Origin of the sequence: Lactobacillus hamsteri DSM 5661 = JCM 6256 (genome assembly GCF_000615445.1) — a bacterium.
Taxonomy (GTDB): Bacteria; Bacillota; Bacilli; order Lactobacillales; family Lactobacillaceae; genus Lactobacillus; species Lactobacillus hamsteri.
Window position 1 is genome coordinate 1 of the sequence record NZ_BALY01000006.1, and the last position, 18,831, is coordinate 18,831.

13 protein-coding genes and 1 pseudogene are annotated in these 18,831 nt (G+C 35.2%); all 14 read right to left on the reverse strand.

From position 1 onward, the window contains the following. Positions 1-229: 229 nt before the first annotated feature. Positions 230-1,087: a helix-turn-helix domain-containing protein gene (locus JCM6256_RS02545; RefSeq protein ID WP_025080262.1), complete on the reverse strand. Its 858-nt coding sequence runs from the start codon at positions 1,085-1,087 to the stop codon at positions 230-232. A 227-nt stretch (positions 1,088-1,314) separates the two neighbouring features. Then, positions 1,315-2,178: a GRP family sugar transporter gene (locus JCM6256_RS02555; protein ID WP_025080263.1), complete on the reverse strand. Its 864-nt coding sequence runs from the start codon at positions 2,176-2,178 to the stop codon at positions 1,315-1,317. Between the two features lie 155 nt (positions 2,179-2,333). After that, positions 2,334-3,758: a C69 family dipeptidase gene (locus JCM6256_RS02560; RefSeq protein WP_025080264.1), complete on the reverse strand. Its 1,425-nt coding sequence runs from the start codon at positions 3,756-3,758 to the stop codon at positions 2,334-2,336. Between the two features lie 55 nt (positions 3,759-3,813). Further along, positions 3,814-5,174 (reverse strand): annotated as a pseudogene (ftsY, locus tag JCM6256_RS09505) (signal recognition particle-docking protein FtsY). Continuing rightward, positions 5,174-8,740: a chromosome segregation protein SMC gene (gene smc / locus JCM6256_RS02570; RefSeq protein ID WP_025080265.1), complete on the reverse strand. Its 3,567-nt coding sequence runs from the start codon at positions 8,738-8,740 to the stop codon at positions 5,174-5,176. The pseudogene ftsY and the gene smc overlap by 1 nt, the downstream one beginning before the upstream one ends. Before the next feature lie 11 nt (positions 8,741-8,751). Beyond that, positions 8,752-9,435 carry a ribonuclease III gene (gene rnc, locus JCM6256_RS02575; RefSeq protein ID WP_025080266.1) on the reverse strand — a complete coding sequence of 228 codons (684 nt, stop codon included), beginning with the start codon at positions 9,433-9,435 and terminating at the stop codon, positions 8,752-8,754. A 101-nt stretch (positions 9,436-9,536) separates the two neighbouring features. Then, positions 9,537-11,306 carry an oligopeptide ABC transporter substrate-binding protein gene (locus tag JCM6256_RS02580; RefSeq protein ID WP_025080267.1) on the reverse strand — a complete coding sequence of 590 codons (1,770 nt, stop codon included), beginning with the start codon at positions 11,304-11,306 and terminating at the stop codon, positions 9,537-9,539. A gap of 190 nt (positions 11,307-11,496) precedes the next feature. Beyond that, positions 11,497-13,248, reverse strand: a complete 1,752-nt coding sequence (locus JCM6256_RS02590; protein ID WP_025080268.1) for an oligopeptide ABC transporter substrate-binding protein — start codon at positions 13,246-13,248, stop codon at positions 11,497-11,499. 225 nt (positions 13,249-13,473) lie between these two features. Beyond that, positions 13,474-14,400: an ABC transporter permease gene (locus JCM6256_RS02595; RefSeq protein WP_025080269.1), complete on the reverse strand. Its 927-nt coding sequence runs from the start codon at positions 14,398-14,400 to the stop codon at positions 13,474-13,476. 14 nt (positions 14,401-14,414) lie between these two features. Further along, complete coding sequence (gene opp4B / locus JCM6256_RS02600; RefSeq protein ID WP_025080270.1) at positions 14,415-15,374, reverse strand: oligopeptide ABC transporter permease; 960 nt, start codon at positions 15,372-15,374, stop codon at positions 14,415-14,417. 2 nt (positions 15,375-15,376) lie between these two features. Continuing rightward, positions 15,377-16,363 (reverse strand): ATP-binding cassette domain-containing protein, encoded by a 987-nt coding sequence (locus JCM6256_RS02605; protein ID WP_025080271.1) that lies wholly within the window; start codon positions 16,361-16,363, stop codon positions 15,377-15,379. Between the two features lie 6 nt (positions 16,364-16,369). Further along, positions 16,370-17,410 (reverse strand): ABC transporter ATP-binding protein, encoded by a 1,041-nt coding sequence (locus JCM6256_RS02610; protein WP_025080272.1) that lies wholly within the window; start codon positions 17,408-17,410, stop codon positions 16,370-16,372. Between the two features lie 126 nt (positions 17,411-17,536). Beyond that, positions 17,537-17,776: an acyl carrier protein gene (gene acpP, locus JCM6256_RS02615; protein WP_025080273.1), complete on the reverse strand. Its 240-nt coding sequence runs from the start codon at positions 17,774-17,776 to the stop codon at positions 17,537-17,539. A 36-nt stretch (positions 17,777-17,812) separates the two neighbouring features. Further along, complete coding sequence (gene plsX / locus JCM6256_RS02620; RefSeq protein ID WP_025080274.1) at positions 17,813-18,814, reverse strand: phosphate acyltransferase PlsX; 1,002 nt, start codon at positions 18,812-18,814, stop codon at positions 17,813-17,815. Positions 18,815-18,831: the final 17 nt, after the last annotated feature.

An 18,831-nucleotide genomic window follows, 5' to 3' on the forward strand; every position in this document is an offset into this window, starting at 1 on the left:
GGGCACCAATAAATTATTCAGAATGAAACAATCATCATTAACTTTAAACAAGATTTGAATATGATTAAAAGCTTTTTCATTCATAAAAACATATATGTTATTGAATAAATTTATTAAGATTAATGCTTTAAGTCATATACTCAAAACAAAATCCATTTTAATCAGCATTCATTAATATGTTATTAAAATTCCTTAATTTTGAATTTTTTATTTAAATTTACTTTTTATATTACTTATAAATATCCTTAATTTGAGAAAAAGCAAAATTAAAATTATCAACCTCATTATTAAATTTCAGTATTTTTAGAGCTTCAAAAAATATTTGCATATTCTTTTCATTTTTATTATTTATATAGTCTATCAGCATTTGCATAAATTGCATTCTAATTAATTCGAATGCATGATCATCTGTGATGTTTTGTTTACTTATAATTTCTAATATTTTTGTTGCTAATTTAACTTTCTTTTTCTTTAATAATACAAATACGACGTTAATAACTGTATTAAGAACCATAGTATTGTTTATTTGATTACACTCTACACTATGACTAATTAATGACCGTGCAGCTTGATAAACTTGCACAGAATTTAATAATAATTGAGTATTACCAAATAAAATTATATCTTCGATATACCATTTTTCTATCTCAGAAAAATGAAGCCATAAAAGTGATGTATCCTTTTCTGAAAAGAGATTATAACCTGATAAGTCCAAATAAAAATTTGCTGCAATCGCTAATCTAAAGAAAATAGTTTTATTTTGAGGATTAAGTTGATAATTACTTTTCAATATTTTTATTAATTCTCGAAGTTCAATTACGTCATTATTAGCATACATTTTAACTACATCATCTGTATAAATACGCAATTCGTATGATTCATATTCTTTAAAGAAATCACTTGGTTGAACGTTGATTCTATTTAATAACTTTATGAAAATATCAAGATCCATCGTAGTTTTCCCATTTTCCCAACTACTTAAATGAGATTTTGAAGTAATACCATTAGTGGCTTTTTCTATACTTATTCCTTTGCTTCTTCTTATTTTTTTAAATTGGATATTAAATTTATTACTTTGATAAAACATTAGGAAAGGATGCTCCTCATTATGAAATTTGCTCTTGAAAAATTTATTTTAAATATTATCATCGGCGGAGGCTTAGTTGTAATTACTCAGCCCACATTCTTATATATACTTAACTCTATTCAAAATATGAAGTAAAGTATGAAATATATTGTTCTACTTACATTCAAATAAAAAAGGCCATTCAAATGCGATAAACATCGCAAATGAATGGTCTTTTTTTAATTTCATTATTTAGCAAATCCAGTTAAAACACTGCCGCCAATGATGAAAATCAAACCTACAGTTACGTAAATCATTTCACGCTTTGACTTAGATTCATGCAAGAACCAAATTCCACCAAAAGTAGAAATTACAGAACAAAGTTGACTGTAAATGAACGCATTAGTTACACCATTTTGCTTAACTGAGAATAAGTAGAATAATGTACCAACACCAAATTCAATTCCTGCTAAACAGTTATGCAAAGTTACTTTTTCATGATAAATATGCGTGTTATGTGAGAACAAAACGTATAAGGTCGTTCCCACTAATACGCCAAGCATTTCCGGAAAAATATAATCTAAACCAGTTGCACTTGGATTAATAGCTTTGCCAATTAATTTTGGAGAACTTGAGTAAATCCAAAAGCCGATCGTTGTTGCAAGAAGAAACATGATATTCTTCATTGTCGCATTGCCCGAACCATTATCATCACTCTTAGAACTCAAAACAATTCCGATAACTACTAAAGCTAAGGCAATAAAACCAATAATCTTAGCAGTTGATGTTGGCCATTCACCAAAAATCAATACACCAATTAAAGAATTACCAACTAATTGAAAACCAGCAGAAAGCGGAATTGTCCCACTAACGCCAATTCTTGTATATGAAATGAACTGACCTAATTGTCCAATCGTCCAAAGCGCACCAGCAATAAAAGCAATTGCCCAAACACTTGCATCAAAGGCCGGACGCGTAAACAAATAAATAATTAATGCCGTGACGGAAGCACCAATTCCCATCCCTGCAATTTGATTTGCAGGAGAACCTTTAACAGTTAAAGGAATTAGTCCCCAACCGACAATGTTAATCAAAGCAATTAATAATGCCATATAAGCAAAATCTCCTTTTTAAGTTGTATATACATGTAGACCCATATACTGTTATAACAGACTTTTTCTTATTTTCCTTAATTAAAGTGCTTTCAAAATCAAAAAAAGATCTGAAAATTAATTCAGATCTCTTTCGTTTATACTTTTAACTTATATTAAAGGTTAGCATCCATGTTGAAAGTCAACTTAGACATGTTGATTGATTCAACCATCATCTTGCCCCAAAGCTTTTCACTGTCTTCCTTAGTATGAGCAACAGTTTCTTGGTTAGCCTTAGTAAGGTATTCAGTCAATTCTTCGCCTGACTTGCCTTCAGCACCCTTAATAATTTCTTCAACACAACCTCTGTAGTAACGGTTAAGTTCAGTTAAGTAATCAGTGTCAAGTTGAACAAATTGTGGGTAATGGCTTTCAACAAGAGCAGCCAATGACTTGTAGTACCACCAAGCATCATTCATGTTGTAATCCATTGAAGTGTTGTTGTATGAAGGATCAGTATCGCTCATATTAGCAAAGAATGGAACAAATGGAGTGAATGTTGGACCACCAATACATAACCACATAATAGCAGCACGATCAGCAGGAACATCGCTTCTAATTTGCAAAATGTGTGAGTTTTGAGTTCTGTTCAAACCAATTGGACGGAAGCGTACCTTTTCTTCTTCAGTACCCTTGCCAAATGGATCATATGGAGTGTCTTGGTAGTGAGAACCCAAAGCAACTTGAATGTCTTCTCTAGTGATCTTCTTAGTTGCCTTGCGGATAAATGGAATGTCGCCATCTTCTGGGTCTTGTTCAATTTCTGGATTGAACAACTTTTGAATATACCATTGACGGTTAGTGTTGTAGTGACGGTCTTGTTCAGTGTAAGTACCGAAAATGTGACGGAAGTTCCAACCTTCATGGTCGGTGTTCAAATGATGTTCGTCAACAAATTCACGAATACCATCACTCCACATGAAGTAATCAGGATTATCAAAATCAACTTGTTCGATAGCCACACGGTTACCAGTTGCAGCATAGCAATCGTCAGGAATTCTTTCAGCTACCCAGTGGTGACCAGTAACAATTTCCATGTACCAAATTTCATCTTTATCACTGAATAAAACTGAGTTACCTGCAGGTGAACCGTATTTAGCAATCAATTCACCTAAACGTTTAACACCGTCTCTAGCTGAGTGAATGTAAGGCAAGACAACAGTTTGCATACAATCTTCATCAAGACCATCTTTAACAAGTGGGTCAAAAGCTAAAGTTCTTTCGTTACCGTAAGTTGATTCAGTACATGACATACATACGTTTTCTTCATTAATACCTGATTCATCGTAGTAGCCACGGTGCTTGTAATCAACGTTTGGTACGGCTGGGACACGTTGAGCGTCTTCAGGAAGATCCATTTCAAATTTGTTAAGCCATGACTTAATGTGACGACCCTTTTCACCATGAGCTGCTGGTTCAATAATGAACTTTTGTGGCGTAATAGGTCTAAAAGTATCATCGTTACGAGCAATCATTGTTGTGCCATCAATAGAAGCCTTTTTACCAACAAGAATTGTTGTACATGCGCTAGGTTCTCTCATAATTTTTCTCCTCGTATTTAATATAACTAAATATGATAATAACTTAACTTTAACACTATACTAGGCCATGGAAAAGACCAATTGCATAGTTTGCCGCATCAAAATCAGCCAAATCTTCAGGCTTTTCACCAAGACCAACTAATTTAACCGGCAAGTTCATTTCGTTTCTGATTGCCAAAACAACCCCACCCTTAGATGAACCATCAAGCTTAGTCAAAACCAAACCTGTTAATTTAGTTGTTTTGTCAAAGTCCTTAGCTTGAAGAAGGGCATTTTGTCCCGTTGAACCATCCAAGACTAAAAGAGTTTCAGTTGGTTGTTCTGGGGCCAATTTTTTAATAGTTCTTTGGATTTTCTCCAATTCGCTCATTAAATTCTTTTTGTTTTGAAGACGACCAGCCGTATCAACTAATAAGTAATCTGCTTTTTCATCAATAGCACGTTGAGTTGCATCATAGACAACTGAAGCTGGATCAGCTTTTTCCTTGCCAGTAACAACGGGAACATCTACACGCTTGCCCCATTCAACTAATTGTTCAACAGCTCCGGCTCTAAAAGTATCGGCAGCAGCCATGATAACTGATTTGCCTTGATCCTTAAATCTTTTAGCTAATTTACCAATTGTCGTGGTTTTACCCGCACCATTTACACCAACAAACAAATAGACATTAGGCTTTTGATCTTCATGATAAATCAATTTTTCATCGTCAGGATTACCGTTTTGATCATACAGATCAACCAACTTTTCAACGATAACTCGTTTCAAATCATCATGTGACTTAGCCTTTTGAAGCTTAGCTTCGTCACGCAATTCCTCGGTTAATTGTTCGGCAGTTTCAAAGCAACATCTGATTCAATCAATAAATCTTCAAGATCATCAAAGAAGTCCTCATCGACAGATCTGAATTTTGCAAAGAAAGCATTTAATTTTGCACCAAAACCTTTATTGGTCTTTTCAAGGCCTTTTTCATAAAGTTTGGTTTGATCAGCTTCTTTTTCTTCATCCTCTGTTTCTGAATCAGATTCTGCAGTTTCATCATTAGATTCTACATCGTCTTCGGTATTTTCTTCTTCATCAGTTGATTCTTCAGGTTGAGATTCTACATTCTCTTCTTCAGTTGCATCTATTGAAGTGTCTTCATCAGCCTTTTCTTCTACATCTGCTTCTTCATGAGAATCCTCTACTACTGTTTCGGTTTCTTCTGCCCCTTCAATTTCAGTAGTATCTTCTTCGGTATTATTATCTTCAGTCTCAGATTCTTCCTGATTTTCGGGCTCTACATTAGTCTCTTCATCAGATTTTTCTTCTACTTCTTGATCAGTTTCTTCTTGTTCAACCTGATCTTGTTCCTTTTTTTCTTCTTCATCATCTTTTTTACCAAAAAGAGATTTTTTAATTCGGTCAAATAAACCCACTATTTCTTCACCTCATTTTTCATATCTTTTAATGATACTGACAAAACCTGCGAAACACCAGATTCTTGCATTACAACGCCAAATAATTGATCAGCTTGTTGCATAGTACCACGTCTGTGAGTAATAACGATAAATTGTGTATGCATATCATACTTTTGTAAAAATTGGGCAAAACGCGCAACATTCGCATCATCCAAAGCAGCTTCAACTTCATCCAAAATACAGAATGGGATAGGATTTACTTGAAGCATAGCAAAAAGCAAAGTAATCGCCGTTAATGCTCTTTCCCCACCGGAAAGCAAAGTTAAAGGTTGCAACTTCTTGCCAGGTGGTTGAGCAATAATTTCAATTCCTGTTTCCAACATATTATCTGGTTCGGTTAATACTAATTTGGCATTACCGCCACCAAAGACAACTGGGAAAATTTGCGCAAAACTAGCAGCAATCTTATCAAAGGTTTGACCAAAACGTGTCTTTACTTCTTGATCCAATTCAACCATTGATTTTTCAAGATTTTCTCGAGCACTAAGCAAATCATTTTGTTGTTGATTAAGGAAATCATAGCGTTCTTTTACATCATCGTATTCTTCTATGGACTTTAAGTTAACTGGACCAATATCTTCAATTGACATTCTGTGAAGCTTAACACCCTTCTTCAACTTATCCCGTTCTTCAGGAGTATTTTCACCTTCAGCGTTAGCTAAGGCAGCCTCATAAGTTAATGAATAATCCTCGCTTAAAGTATCGAGCTTCTGATTAATTGAACTGTTAAATTTAGCAATTTGAACAGAATATTCTTCTTGCTCATTAGCAGCATCTTTACGCAAATCATAGTTACGACTTGCAACTTGATCTAATTGATTAATTTGCGCATCAAATTGGCCTAATTTAGAAGATAATTCATTAAGCTGAGTTTGCAACTTCTCTTTTTGCTTACCAATTTCTTGACTTTGTTTTTGCAAATCTGCTTTCTTTTGAACAGAAAGTTTACCATTTTGAATCAAAGATTGAAGCTTTTCATTTAAAGTTTCTACTTGATTCTTACTATCTTGAAGTTGAATTTGCTTTTCCTTACGTTGACTGGTCAAATTTTCTAATTTGTTTGAGTACACAGCAATCTTAGGATCTAAGTCAGAAACTTTATCTTGAATCTCTTGATTTAATGAAGCAAAATTCTTAATTCTTGCTTGAATTTGATCAATTTTTTCTTTTTCAAGATCAGCTTGTTTATTTAGATCATCACGTTGTTTTTCAGTATCTGCGATTTGACTCTTCAAGGATGCAATATGTTCTTTTCTTTGTTCGGCTCTCGTTTCAAAAAGCTTGCTTGCATCAGAGAGGCGCTTAACTTCTTTTTCTTGGTTTTGGAAAGAAATTGCCGTTTCATTGACATTTTGCGTTAAATAAGTGATTTCATCATGCAATTTTTGCAAATTATCACGAACTTGGACAACTTTATCGTTTAAAGTGGTTAATTCTTTTTGTCCTTGTTCAAATTGTGTCTTTAATGATGAAATTTGCGTTTCTAAATTATTAATTTCGGCAGTTGTTTGCAATGGTGAATTATTGCGTTGATTACGCATCCCTCCCGTCATTGAACCACCAGGAGAAATAACGTCTCCATCAAGAGTAACAACTCGATAATGTCCAACTTTTTGAGAAATCGCCATCGCTGTTTCAATCTTGTCAACGATAATGACACTGCCTAGCAAATAATTAATTGCTGCAGAAATATCGGTTTTAGCTTTACTATCAACAAGTTCATTAGCAACGCCAATAAAGCCATCAAAGGATTTCAAAGTAGTTACTGTTGAACTTGGAATACCAAATTGCCGCAAACCATCTAAAGGTAAGAAAGTTGCTCGTCCAGCGTGAGTTTGCTTCAAAGTATTAATGGCATCCCGAGCACTATTTCTTGAATCAGTAACTAAGTTTTGAACGCCACCACCTAAGGCAGTGGTGATCGCTGCCTCCAATTTAGCAGGGAAAGAAATTAATTCACCAATAGCACCGATAACACCCGGATAATCATTTAAGTGATTCAAAACATTTCTAACGCCGGAGTAATAACCTTCATGACGCTTTTGAATATTCACTAAAGCTTCATGGCGAGCACTAATTCTTTGCAACTTGCTTCTTTGCTCAGTTACAGTTTGGCGTAAAGAATTAAGCTTTGTACTTAAATCATGTTCTTGATCACTAAGTTCATTTTCCTTAGCAATTTTCTTTTCACGCTTTGCAGTTAATTCCTTGCCTTCAACACGTAAAGTTTCAAGTTCAGCTTGAGCCTTCTTGAGTTGCTCAGCCACATTGTTATTTTGATATGATGTGTCCTCTGACGTGCGTTTTAACTCATTTTGTAAATAAACTAATTGGTTATTATTAGATGTTTGATCCTGCAAAAGCTGGATATATTCATTTCTTTGATCCTCCAACTTTTGATTCAATTCGTCAGGATTTTCATTTAATTGACCCGTTAATTCGTCACGTTTTTCTTGAAGTTTAGCTTTTTCATTCTTTAACTCAACTTCTTGATCTTTATATAAATTAAATTCCTCATTTAATTTATCAATTTTGATCTTTAAATTCTTAACCTGATTTTGATATTCAACTTTGGTTGCTTCATCAAATTGCTTTGATTGTTCCGCAACTTGCAAGTTGGTATTAATTTCAGAAACTTCTTGCGTTAATTTAAGCAACTTATTTTGAATATCTTCACGTTCTTCACGTAACTTTTGATATTCATTACGCTTTTCAGTAACAGCTGCTTGTGATTGCTTTACTTCTTCATCTAATTTTGACAAAAGAACTTGATTCTTATCTGCTTTCTTTTGTTGAGCTAATCTTTGATTATTTAAATCTTCAATCTCAAAAGCAAGCAAAGTTTTTAATTTTTTATCCAAACCAGCCTTTTGGAATTTATATTCCTTTGCTAACGAACTTTGCTCGTGTAAAGGTTCAATTCTATTTTCAAGTTCTTTAACCAAATCATTGATACGAATCAAATTATCATTAGTTTTGTTAAGTTGCGACTGCGCCACTTCTTTTTGTTGTTTAAAATGCAGTACGCCAGCTGCTTCTTCAAAAATTTCTCTTCTTTCTTCAGGACGAGAATTTAAGATTTGATCAACTCGCCCTTGAGAAATAATTGCCAAACTATTTTGGGAAATACCTGAATCTAAGAAAAGCTCGCGCACATCTTTTAATCGAACATTTTGATTATTAATCAAATATTCACTATCGCCTGAACGTAGCAAACGTCTTGTTATTGATACTTGATCTTGATCAAAATTTAGTTCACGTTTTTTATTATCGAAAACTAAAGTTACTTCTGCTCGATTAAGAGGTTTCCGAAGCTCACTTCCGGCAAAAATAATATCCTTCATGTTATTTCCACGTAAAGTTTTAGCTCTTGATTCACCCATTGCCCAGCGGATAGCTTCTGTAATATTACTCTTACCGCTTCCGTTAGGACCAACAATACCGGTTATTCCACTTCCAAAATGGACAGTTGTTTTTTCAGCGAAAGATTTGAAACCATCAATAATTAATTCAGTTAATGGCACAAACCCACCTCCTATTCAAGTTCGTCTAATGCAGCCTTAGCAGCCTGTTGTTCGGCCGCTTTTTTATTATGACCTTCACCTTGAGATTGAACTTTACCATTAATCTTTAATTCAACCACAAAGTGAGATGGCAATTGTGATTCACTGATTGTTTCATATTCAATATTAACAGGACCATCTTGTTGCAATAATTCTTGCAAATCAGTCTTGTAATCACGAGAATCATCAAATTCACCTTTAGCAATCAATGGATAAACCGTTAAATGCAAGAAATGTTGCACAGCTGGCATCCCTTGATCAAGATAAAGCGCCCCATTGAATGCTTCAAAAACATCTTCAAGCAAAGTCTTTCTATGACGTGCTCCTACCTTTTCTTCACCATTACCAAGATTAATTTCATCTTGGAAGCCGCATTCAATTGCGAATTCCGAGAATCCTTCTGTACGAACGATGTTAGATCTCATTCGTGTCAATTCACCTTCATTTAATTCTGGATAATGACGGTAAAGATAATCTGAAACAGCAATTTCTAGAACAGCATCGCCTAAAAATTCCAACTTTTCATAATCACGTACACCCTCTGGATGTTCATTTGCATATGAAGAATGTGTAAATGCTTCTTCAAGCAATTTAATATTGTGGAACTTAATTCCGTATTTTTCGTTTAATCTATTTAAAAATTCTGCACTAACCATATTTCATGCCTTTCGTACTATTACTATGATTATACCAGTTTTGAGGCCATACAAAAAAGGCTACTCGCAAAGAGAAGCAGCCTTTTTTATAATTTTTAAAATTACTTAGCAAGTGATACCCAGTACCAGTTAGGGAAGCCATTACCCATTGACTTGGATGGCTTAAGTGAGTAACCAGTAAGATTCTTATTAACAGCAGTAATTTGATAGCTGTTTGATACAGGAACAACATAAGCTTGATCAAACATGTACTTTTGCCATTTATGGAATGCATTTACTCTGTAATTATTGTTAAATGACTTTTGTGAATCAATTTCATCAAGCAACTTGGTGTTTTCTGGAGTTGCAAAACGACTGTAGTTCATTGGAGCATGCTTACCATACAAATCTTGTGGTGAAGGTTCACTTGAAAGTGACCATGCACCCATAAACATATCAACTGATGGATCATCATGTTGAACCTTATCGTAGAATGAGTTGAATTCGATCAAGCGACCACCAGTCAACTTAACGTTAAGGCCCATCTTCTTCCATTGTTGGATATAGTTTTGAACAACTGGTTCTTGAGTTGAGTTACCAGTCATAGCTGCAAGACGAATAGTCAATGGCTTGCCATTAGGTTGTACACGGTAAGTACCCTTCTTCTTGAAGCCTGCTTTATCAAGGATTTCGTTACCCTTCTTAATGTTATAAGTGTAACCCTTAATATTCTTGTCAAAGTAGTCACCAAATTGTTGTGGGATCAAAGTTGGAACTCTGAATGAAAGACCAAAGCTGTAACGCTTAGCAACTTGGTTTACGTTCATACCATAAGCAATAGCTTGACGCAAAGCCTTGTTGTTCATCTTAGCATTCTTATCCATGACATTTTCGTTCTTAGCAGCATCCCATTTACCAACCTTAAAACCAAGGTAGGAGTATGATAATGGAATAGTGGCGATAAAGTTAACACCCTTGGTGTTCTTAACGTTTTGCCATTGTGAGTTGATAACTTGAGTTACGTCAAACTTCTTAGACTTAATTGATTGAGCAACTGAGTTTGGTGAAATAACTGAAGCAACAATCTTCTTAATCTTTGGAGTACCTCTCCAGTAGTACTTGTTAGGAACCCAAGTTACTGATTGACCACGAACAACTTTAGCTAACTTGTAAGCACCAAAGTAAAGAGGCTTCTTACGGATCTTGTCGCTTGACATCAAATCAGCAAACTTAACATCCTTTAAGTAATGATATGGAGCTGCGGTTTCCCAAATATAACCGTTACCTGATTGGTTCATACCTGGCTTCATAGTCTTAAAGTGTAAAACAATCTTGCGGCCATTTTCACCATCTGGCATTTCAATACCTGAAATAGTGTTTGACTTACCTTCATGGTATTCTTTCAAACCAACCAATTCAGCTAAACTTGAAGTGTAACGTTGTGACTTAGTTGCCTTGTTAGCAATAATTTCATATGCGTATTCGTAATCTTTAGCATTAACTTGCTTGCCATCTGACCACTTAACGCCCTTCTTAATATTGATAGTAACAGTCTTGGCCTTTTGATCAACATCAATAGTAGCTGCACCTTTGTTAGTGAACTTGTAAGTATCGTCAGTAGCAAATAAGCTTTCTGCACCATATTGAGCTACTTCAGTATCAGTAGCACTTGTAGCAAGTTCGTCATTGAAAATACCAGTAAATGGAGTATCTGTTTCAACGGCAACCTTAACTGTACCACCGTTCTTAGCAGGCTTAGTTGGAACTGCTGAACTAAACTTAGCAGCAGTCTTTGATTCATCGCCTGCTCTATTTGAATTACCACAAGCAGCTAAAGTAAGTGCTACTCCTGATAATAATGTAATGCCAGCAAAAATCTTGGCTTTTTTCATTATTAAATTCTCCTCTATTAATGAAGCAAGTTGATACTTTAATGTTAGCACTATTACAAATTAGTTACAATCAACAAAAACAGGCACTTCATTTCGAAATGCCTGTTTTCTTGTTAGTTAATGGAATTTATATTGTTATGAAAGTTTCAGTAAAGGATTAATTTTGTGTTTGTGATTGTTGGAAAGTTTATTACTTGTTAAAGCCAACCTTGTACCATACTGAGTTAGCATCTGATGGTTTAAGTGAGAAGTTACTAATCTTGCTATTTACAGCACTAATTGAGTAACTATTAGTCATTGGAACAACGTAAGCTTGATCATCCATGTATTTTTGCCACTTGTGGAATGCATCTACTCTGTAGCTATTATTGAATGACTTTTCAGAATCAATTTCGTCAAGCAACTTAGTATTTTCCTTAGTATTGAAGCGACTAAAGTTAAATGGAGCATGTGCTGAGTAAAGATCTTGTGGTGAAGGTTCACTTGAAAGTGACCATGCACCCATAAATACGTCAACTGATGGATCATCATTTTGAACCTTGTCATAGAATGAGTTAAATTCAATCAAACGACCGCCAGTTAATTTAACATTAAGACCAATCTTGTGCCATTGTTGAATGTAGTTTTGAATAGTTGGTTCTTTAGTTGAGTCACCAGTCATAGCAGCCAAATGAATTACTAATGGCTTACCATTAGGTTGTACACGCCACTTACCCTTCTTCTTGTAACCGGCTTTATCAAGCAATTGGTTAGCCTTCTTCAAGTTGTATGGGTAACCCTTAACGTCTTTATCAAAGTAATTATTAAATTGTTCAGGAATTAAAGTCGGAATGCGGAATGACAAACCGTGAGTATAACGCTTAGCTACGGCATCAATGTTCATTGCATATGCCATAGCTTGACGCAATGACTTATTGTTCATCTTAGCCTTAGGATTTTCAACGTTTTCGCCGTTCTTCCATTTACCAACCTTAAAGCCCATGTAGCTGTATTCCAAAGGAACTTTAGCTACAAAGTTAACATTCTTAGTACCCTTAACTTGGTCCCATTGACTATTGATAACACCAGCAATATCAAACTTATGACTCTTGATAGCTTGAGAAGCTGAGTTAGGGTTAACAACTGAAGCAGTAATCTTGTTTAACTTAGGAGTACCTCTCCAATAGTACTTATTAGGAACCCAAGTAGTAGATTGACCACGAACAATTTTACTTAACTTGTATGGGCCAAAGAACATAGGATTCTTACGGATCTTGTCTGAAGATTGAAGTTTATTAAATGGAACATCCTTCAAGTAGTGGTAAGGACTTGCACTTTCAAGGAAGTAACCGTTACCTGATTGAAGCATACCTGGCTTCATTTGCTTAAAGTGAATTACAATCTTACGACCATTTTCACCATCTGGCATTTCAATACCTGAAATAGTTTTAGCCTTACCATCGTGGTATTCTTTCAAACCGACAATATTTTGAAGTGAGCCAGTATAACGTTGGGAAGCTGTACCCTTGTTAGCCATAATTTCGTATTCATATTCAAGGTCCTTAGCGTTAACTTGCTTACCGTCTGACCACTTAACACCCTTCTTAACTTCGATGGTAACAGTCTTTGCTTTTCTATCAAGCTTAAAAGTTGCTGGACCTTTATTATTGATCTTGTAATTATCATCAGTATCAAATAATGATTCGTTACCAAATTGCATTACATCTGAGTCAGTAGCAGTTGTTGAAAGTTCGTTATTAAAAATACCAGTAAATGGAGTATCAGTTTCAATAGCGTAACTTAATGAGCCACCTTTTTTAACAGCTTTAGTAGGTGTGGCTTCTTTAAATTTCTTTGCGTCACTTGCACCTGAATTATTATTACTCTTATTGCCACAAGCAACTAATGATAAAGCTGCTGCAGTAACAATACCAATTGAGCCTAAGAGCTTGGAAGTCTTCATATTTTCATTCCCCCGTCTTTGGAATATATTTTTATTAATCTTTGAATCAAGTTAATGATTAAATAATACCATGATTAATTAAAATTGCAATAGTTTTATGAGAATTATTTTAATTTTTGTATCAATATTTTTAACTTATAATTTCATATATGTGTATGCAAAAGTGCACAAAAAAGCCTTTATCTCAACGATAAAGGCTTTTTAATATTTTATTAAACTAATATTTTAGTTCTCACGTTGTCTTGCGTCACCCGCACGTTGCAAAGCACGACCAACATAACTAATACTCAATGAAATAATCAAAAGTAAAAGCGTAGCTGGGAGCCATAACCATGGACGGTTAATAACGTTTACTGGGTCATTGGCAAATCCGATTAAAGTACCAAGAGATGGAGTTGTTGTTGGTAAACCATAACCTAAGAATGAAAGTGAAGTTTCAATACCAATGTTTCCGGCAATTGACAAAATGACATCGATAATAATCATTGAAGTAATGTTAGGCAAAACTTCACGGAACATAATTTGGAAATCATTTGATCCTGAAGTCTTTGATGCCAAAACATAATCACGTTCACGTTGTGATAAGACGAATGATCTATAGTAACGCGCCGTGGTTGTCCAACCAAACATTGAAATCAACCATACCAAAGTTACAGCATTGTAGTTTGGCAAAACTTGTGTCAAAACAATGATAATTGGCATTTGTGGCAAAATTTGTACGAAGTCAACTACTCTCATGATAATTGAGTCAATTACGCCACCGTAGTAACCAGCTACTAAACCAACAATCAAACCAACAATTTCGATGATTAAGGTAACAGAGATACCAATCATGATGGAGTTTCTACCACCCATGATCAATAACTTAAGAATATCACGACCACCATCGTCAGTACCTAGCAAGTGACCAGCTTCACCCCAGCCATAGTAAGCATCGGCAATGTTAATTTCTGTAACTTGTGCCTTGTTCAAGAATAATGAACCACCGAAAGTGAAAAGCAAAATTAAAATAATAATTACTAATGCAGATACAGCAGCCTTATCCTTGAGGATTTCACGCATAACAATCTTAAAACCAGATGGTGGAAGAGAGGCCTTAGGCTTGTCATTCTTAACAGTATTCTTCTTTGTATTTTCTTTTTTATCAGCCATTTTTTCTCTCCTCCCTATTGAATTCTAATACGTGGGTCGATGATACTCATAATGATATCTGATAACAAGTTACCAATTAAAGTTAAGATACCAAAGATAAGAATCAAGGCTGTCAAAGTAGTATAGTCACGTTGTCCGATTGAATCAAGGAACAACTTACCCATACCAGGATAACTGAAGACAGTTTCAATCATCATTGAACCACTAAGCAAACCGGTAATTGTGTTACCTAAGAATGCAGCGATTGGAAGAAGAGAGTTTCTTAAAATATGCTTATGGAAAACAACGTTTTCTGGAACACCCTTACTACGAGCAGTTCTTACATAATCTTCAACCTTGTTATCTACAATACCTGTTCTTAAGTATTGAACAGTACCTGTAGTAGTAATCAAAGCGTAAAGAATTGCTGGCAAAATCATGTGGTAGAAGCGGCTTCCTAAAACGCCCCAGAATCCGGTAGCGTTACCTGAAACTGATCCTGAAATTGGGAACCAACCTAAAGTAAATCCGAATAACCACAAACCTAAGATATAGAATACGAACCCTGGAATAGCAAGAGTAATGTAGTTAAAGATTTTAACTGAAGTATCTTGCCATTCATCTTGGTGACGACCAGCAGTAATTCCCAAAGGAATTGCAATTGCGTAAGTCAAAATAGTAGTTAAAAGTGAAAGCCAGAAAGTGTTAACAGCACGATCGGCAATCAATGAAGAAACAGCTACGTGTTGAATATAACTTGTACCTAAATCTCCATGGAATAAATTACTTACCCATCTACCATATTGAACATACCAAGGATCAAATAAACCAGCTGCCTTCTTTAAGGCATAAAGTTGTTTAGGGTCAGTGTTAGGGTTAATAGAACCACTAAATGGGTCACCCGGCATCATCTTAGCTAAGAGGAAGACCAATAAACTCAAGATAATCAATTGCGGGATCATGATTAACAAACGACGTAAAACGGTTTTCCACATGCTTAATCACTCTCCTTTTCTTCTTGTTCTTCGAGTTTAGCTTCTGCGACTTCATCTTCTGGAAGTGCTACCCAGTGCTTATCAGCAATCTTTTGCAATGGGAAGACACGACCATTTTTGTCGTACCATTTGCTTTGGTTTTCTTCAAATTCACGTTCAACAGCTTCACGGTGCTCTTTGTGCTCTTCACGATGTTCAACATCCACTTGAGGAATAGCTGAAAGAAGACGCTTAGTATAAATATGAATTGGGTGCTTATAAATTTCTTCACGACTACCAAGTTCTACCAAACGGCCACGGTGCATAATTGCCAAGTTTTCTGACATATGCTTAACAACACCTAAATCGTGAGAAATAAATAAGTAAGCAATATTATATTGTTGTTGAATATGCTTCATGAAATTCAAAACCTGAGCTTGAACTGACAAGTCCAAAGCAGAAGTTGGTTCGTCGGCAACGATCAACTTAGGATTTGTAGCTACCGCACGGGCAACACCGATTCTTTGACGCTGACCACCAGAGAATTCGTGAGGATACTTATAAATCGCATCGCTTGGCATCCCTACGATATCAAGCAACTCTTGAACACGATCACGTTCTTGATCAGTAGTTAAATTTTCAAAGTTACGGATTGGTTCAGCAATAATATCTTCAATTCTCTTTCTTGGGTTCAAACTTGACATTGAATCCTGGAAGATCATTTGAACATCTTTATTGTAGTTTAACTTCTTTCTATTAGAAGCTTTAGTAACATCCATGCCCTTATAAATAATTTGGCCACTTGTTACTTTTTCTACACCAACAATTGCTTTACCGGTTGTTGATTTACCTGAACCAGATTCACCAATTAATCCGTAGGTTTCACCTTCATTAATTGAAAAGTTAACACCATCTACAGCACGAACATAATCAGTAATTCTGTTCCAAAACCCTGAACGAATTGGGTAGTGGACTTTTAAATCTTTAATTTGAATAATTTCTTTTGACATATAAGCTTACTCCCCACTTGCTGCCTTGACTTCTTGTTTCTTAACATCTTTGTCATCTTCAAAGTGGAATGTCTTCCAGCAAGTACATCTTACCCAGTGACCAGGTTCAACTTCATGAACCTTAGGTTCTGCTTCATGAGCGCTAGCTGGAATCCAAGGAATTCTTGCTGCAAAACGGTCACCTGTACGTGGCATATTCTTCAATGAAGGAACTGTACCATGAATAACATGTAAATCTTCGTTTTCATCGTCACTTTGTGGCATTGAGTTCAAAAGTGAACGAGTATATGGATGAAGCGGATGTTCAAAAATTGTCTTAACATCAGATTTTTCAACAATTTGACCAGCGTACATAACTGCAACTTGATCAGCAGTTTCTGCAACAACACCTAAATCGTGAGTGATCAAAATAATACCTGAGTGAGATTTTTGTTGAATTTTTTCAAGCAAGTCCAAAATTTGCGCTTGAATAGTTACATCCAAAGCAGTTGTTGGTTCATCAGCAATAATAACTTCAGGATCACATGCAATTGCCATAGCAATTACGACACGCTGACGCAAACCACCAGATAATTCGTGTGGGTACATTTCGTACATTTCTGTTGGGTTTGGCATACCTACTTGCGTAAATAAATCAATAACTCGTGCACGACGAGCTTTTTCGTCCATATCTGTATGATAGTAGAGAGTTTCTGCAACCTGATCACCAACACGCATTAATGGGTTCAAACTTGCTAATGGGTCCTGAAAGATCATTCCAATCTTATTTCCACGAATCTTATTGAATAAAGATTCATTCAAACCAACTAGGTTTAATTCATTATAAAGAATGTCCCCAGTTACTTTGGTGTTTTTATGATCATACAAGCCAATAATACTTGATGCAATCGTACTCTTACCACAACCAGATTCACCAACAATGGCCAAAATCTCATCGCGTTTTAAAGTTAGATTAACATCATCTGCAGCATCATAGAACTTGCCTTGCAAGCGGTAAGCTGTGTGCAAGTGCTGTATATCTAATAATAGATCGCTCTGCTTCTCCAAAGGTCATTCCTCCATCTCAATACACCTTTTATTAAAAGGTGCTTAATTTTCTTTAATTTATTTTCTAATTATAAACACAAAGCCGCTCTCTTGCAAATTGAGAACGGCTTTTTTTAAAAAAATATTTTATTGATGATCTTTGATGTATGCGACAGCATCGCCAACAGTCTTGATTTTTTCAGCATCATCATCTGGAATTTCGGCACCGAATTCATCTTCCAATTGCAAGATAAATTCTACCAAATCAATAGAATCTGCATCTAAATCATCGGTAAAACTAGTATCCTTAGTAATTTTATTTTCATCAATTTCAAAGTTATCTGCAATCAAGCTTTTAATCTTGTTAAAAATTTCTTCTTCTGACATAATTTTTCCTCTTTTCAAAAACATTTTAATTATGAATTATTTGTTAGAAAATTCTTTTTTGAATTCATCAACCAAATTTTCATCTAGCATTTTATCAATTTGCTTTAAAGTGTAATAAACAGGTCTTTCATTTGAACGACCATGGGTCTTAACAACAGGTGAATTTACGCCAAGCAAAACAGCACCACCATGTTTAGCGGTATCATATTTTGAACGTAAATCACCAATAGCATTTTTAATCATTAAAGCACCAAGTTTGGTCATGAGACCATTATTAAGCAAGCTGTCTTTTAATGAATGAAGCAAAACGCTAGACATACCTTCAACACTCTTTAAAGCAATATTTCCTGAAAAGCCATCTGTAGCTACGACATCGGCTTTACCAGTCATGATTTCATTACCTTCAATATTACCAATAAAGTTCAAATCGCTGTCTGCAAGCAATTTATACGCAGCTTGATGTACTTCATCACCTTTATCGCTTTCAGCACCATTATTTAAAAGAGCTACGCGAGGATTTTCGATATTTCTAATCTTTTCTGCATAAAAAGTTGCCATTTGAGCCCATTGCAAAATATATTCCGGCTTACTTTTGGCATTTGCACCAACATCAATGATATTAAAACCATTATCATTATTTTGTGCAGGTAAGGTTGGCATCAAACCTGGACGGCTAATTCCTTTAATACGTCCAATAATGAAAATACCACATGCTAAAAGAGCGCCTGTATTTCCTAATGAGAACAAAGCATCAGCCTTGCCTTGCTTAACGTAATTGGCTGCTACTACCATTGAAGAATCTTTTTTACTTCGAATAGCTTTTACAGGTTCATCTTCATCGTTAATAATTTCTGTAGTTGGCACTACTTCAAATTGATCAGTGATTTGATCAGCTGGCAAATATTTGCGAATCTCTTCCTTGTCACCAAACAAAATAAATTTAGTGTTAGGAAGTTCAGCCTTAACTCTTAAAATACCATCAATAATCGCTTTAGGAGCATTTTCGCCGCCCATCGCATCAATTGCAATTCTTTTCATAAAATACGCAACTCTTT

What these genes read in the sequence shown, in the direction of transcription:
- rnc (WP_025080266.1), bottom strand. Translation starts at nt 9,435, where the DNA reads ATGGTTAGTGCAGAATTTTTAAATAGATTAAACGAAAAATACGGAATT.
- JCM6256_RS02605 (WP_025080271.1), bottom strand. Translation starts at nt 16,363, where the DNA reads ATGTCAAAAGAAATTATTCAAATTAAAGATTTAAAAGTCCACTACCCA.
- acpP (WP_025080273.1), bottom strand. Translation starts at nt 17,776, where the DNA reads ATGTCAGAAGAAGAAATTTTTAACAAGATTAAAAGCTTGATTGCAGAT.
- JCM6256_RS02590 (WP_025080268.1), bottom strand. Translation starts at nt 13,248, where the DNA reads ATGAAGACTTCCAAGCTCTTAGGCTCAATTGGTATTGTTACTGCAGCA.
- JCM6256_RS02595 (WP_025080269.1), bottom strand. Translation starts at nt 14,400, where the DNA reads ATGGCTGATAAAAAAGAAAATACAAAGAAGAATACTGTTAAGAATGAC.
- JCM6256_RS02545 (WP_025080262.1), bottom strand. Translation starts at nt 1,087, where the DNA reads ATGTTTTATCAAAGTAATAAATTTAATATCCAATTTAAAAAAATAAGA.
- JCM6256_RS02580 (WP_025080267.1), bottom strand. Translation starts at nt 11,306, where the DNA reads ATGAAAAAAGCCAAGATTTTTGCTGGCATTACATTATTATCAGGAGTA.
- opp4B (WP_025080270.1), bottom strand. Translation starts at nt 15,374, where the DNA reads ATGTGGAAAACCGTTTTACGTCGTTTGTTAATCATGATCCCGCAATTG.
- JCM6256_RS02555 (WP_025080263.1), bottom strand. Translation starts at nt 2,178, where the DNA reads ATGGCATTATTAATTGCTTTGATTAACATTGTCGGTTGGGGACTAATT.
- JCM6256_RS02560 (WP_025080264.1), bottom strand. Translation starts at nt 3,758, where the DNA reads ATGAGAGAACCTAGCGCATGTACAACAATTCTTGTTGGTAAAAAGGCT.
- plsX (WP_025080274.1), bottom strand. Translation starts at nt 18,814, where the DNA reads ATGAAAAGAATTGCAATTGATGCGATGGGCGGCGAAAATGCTCCTAAA.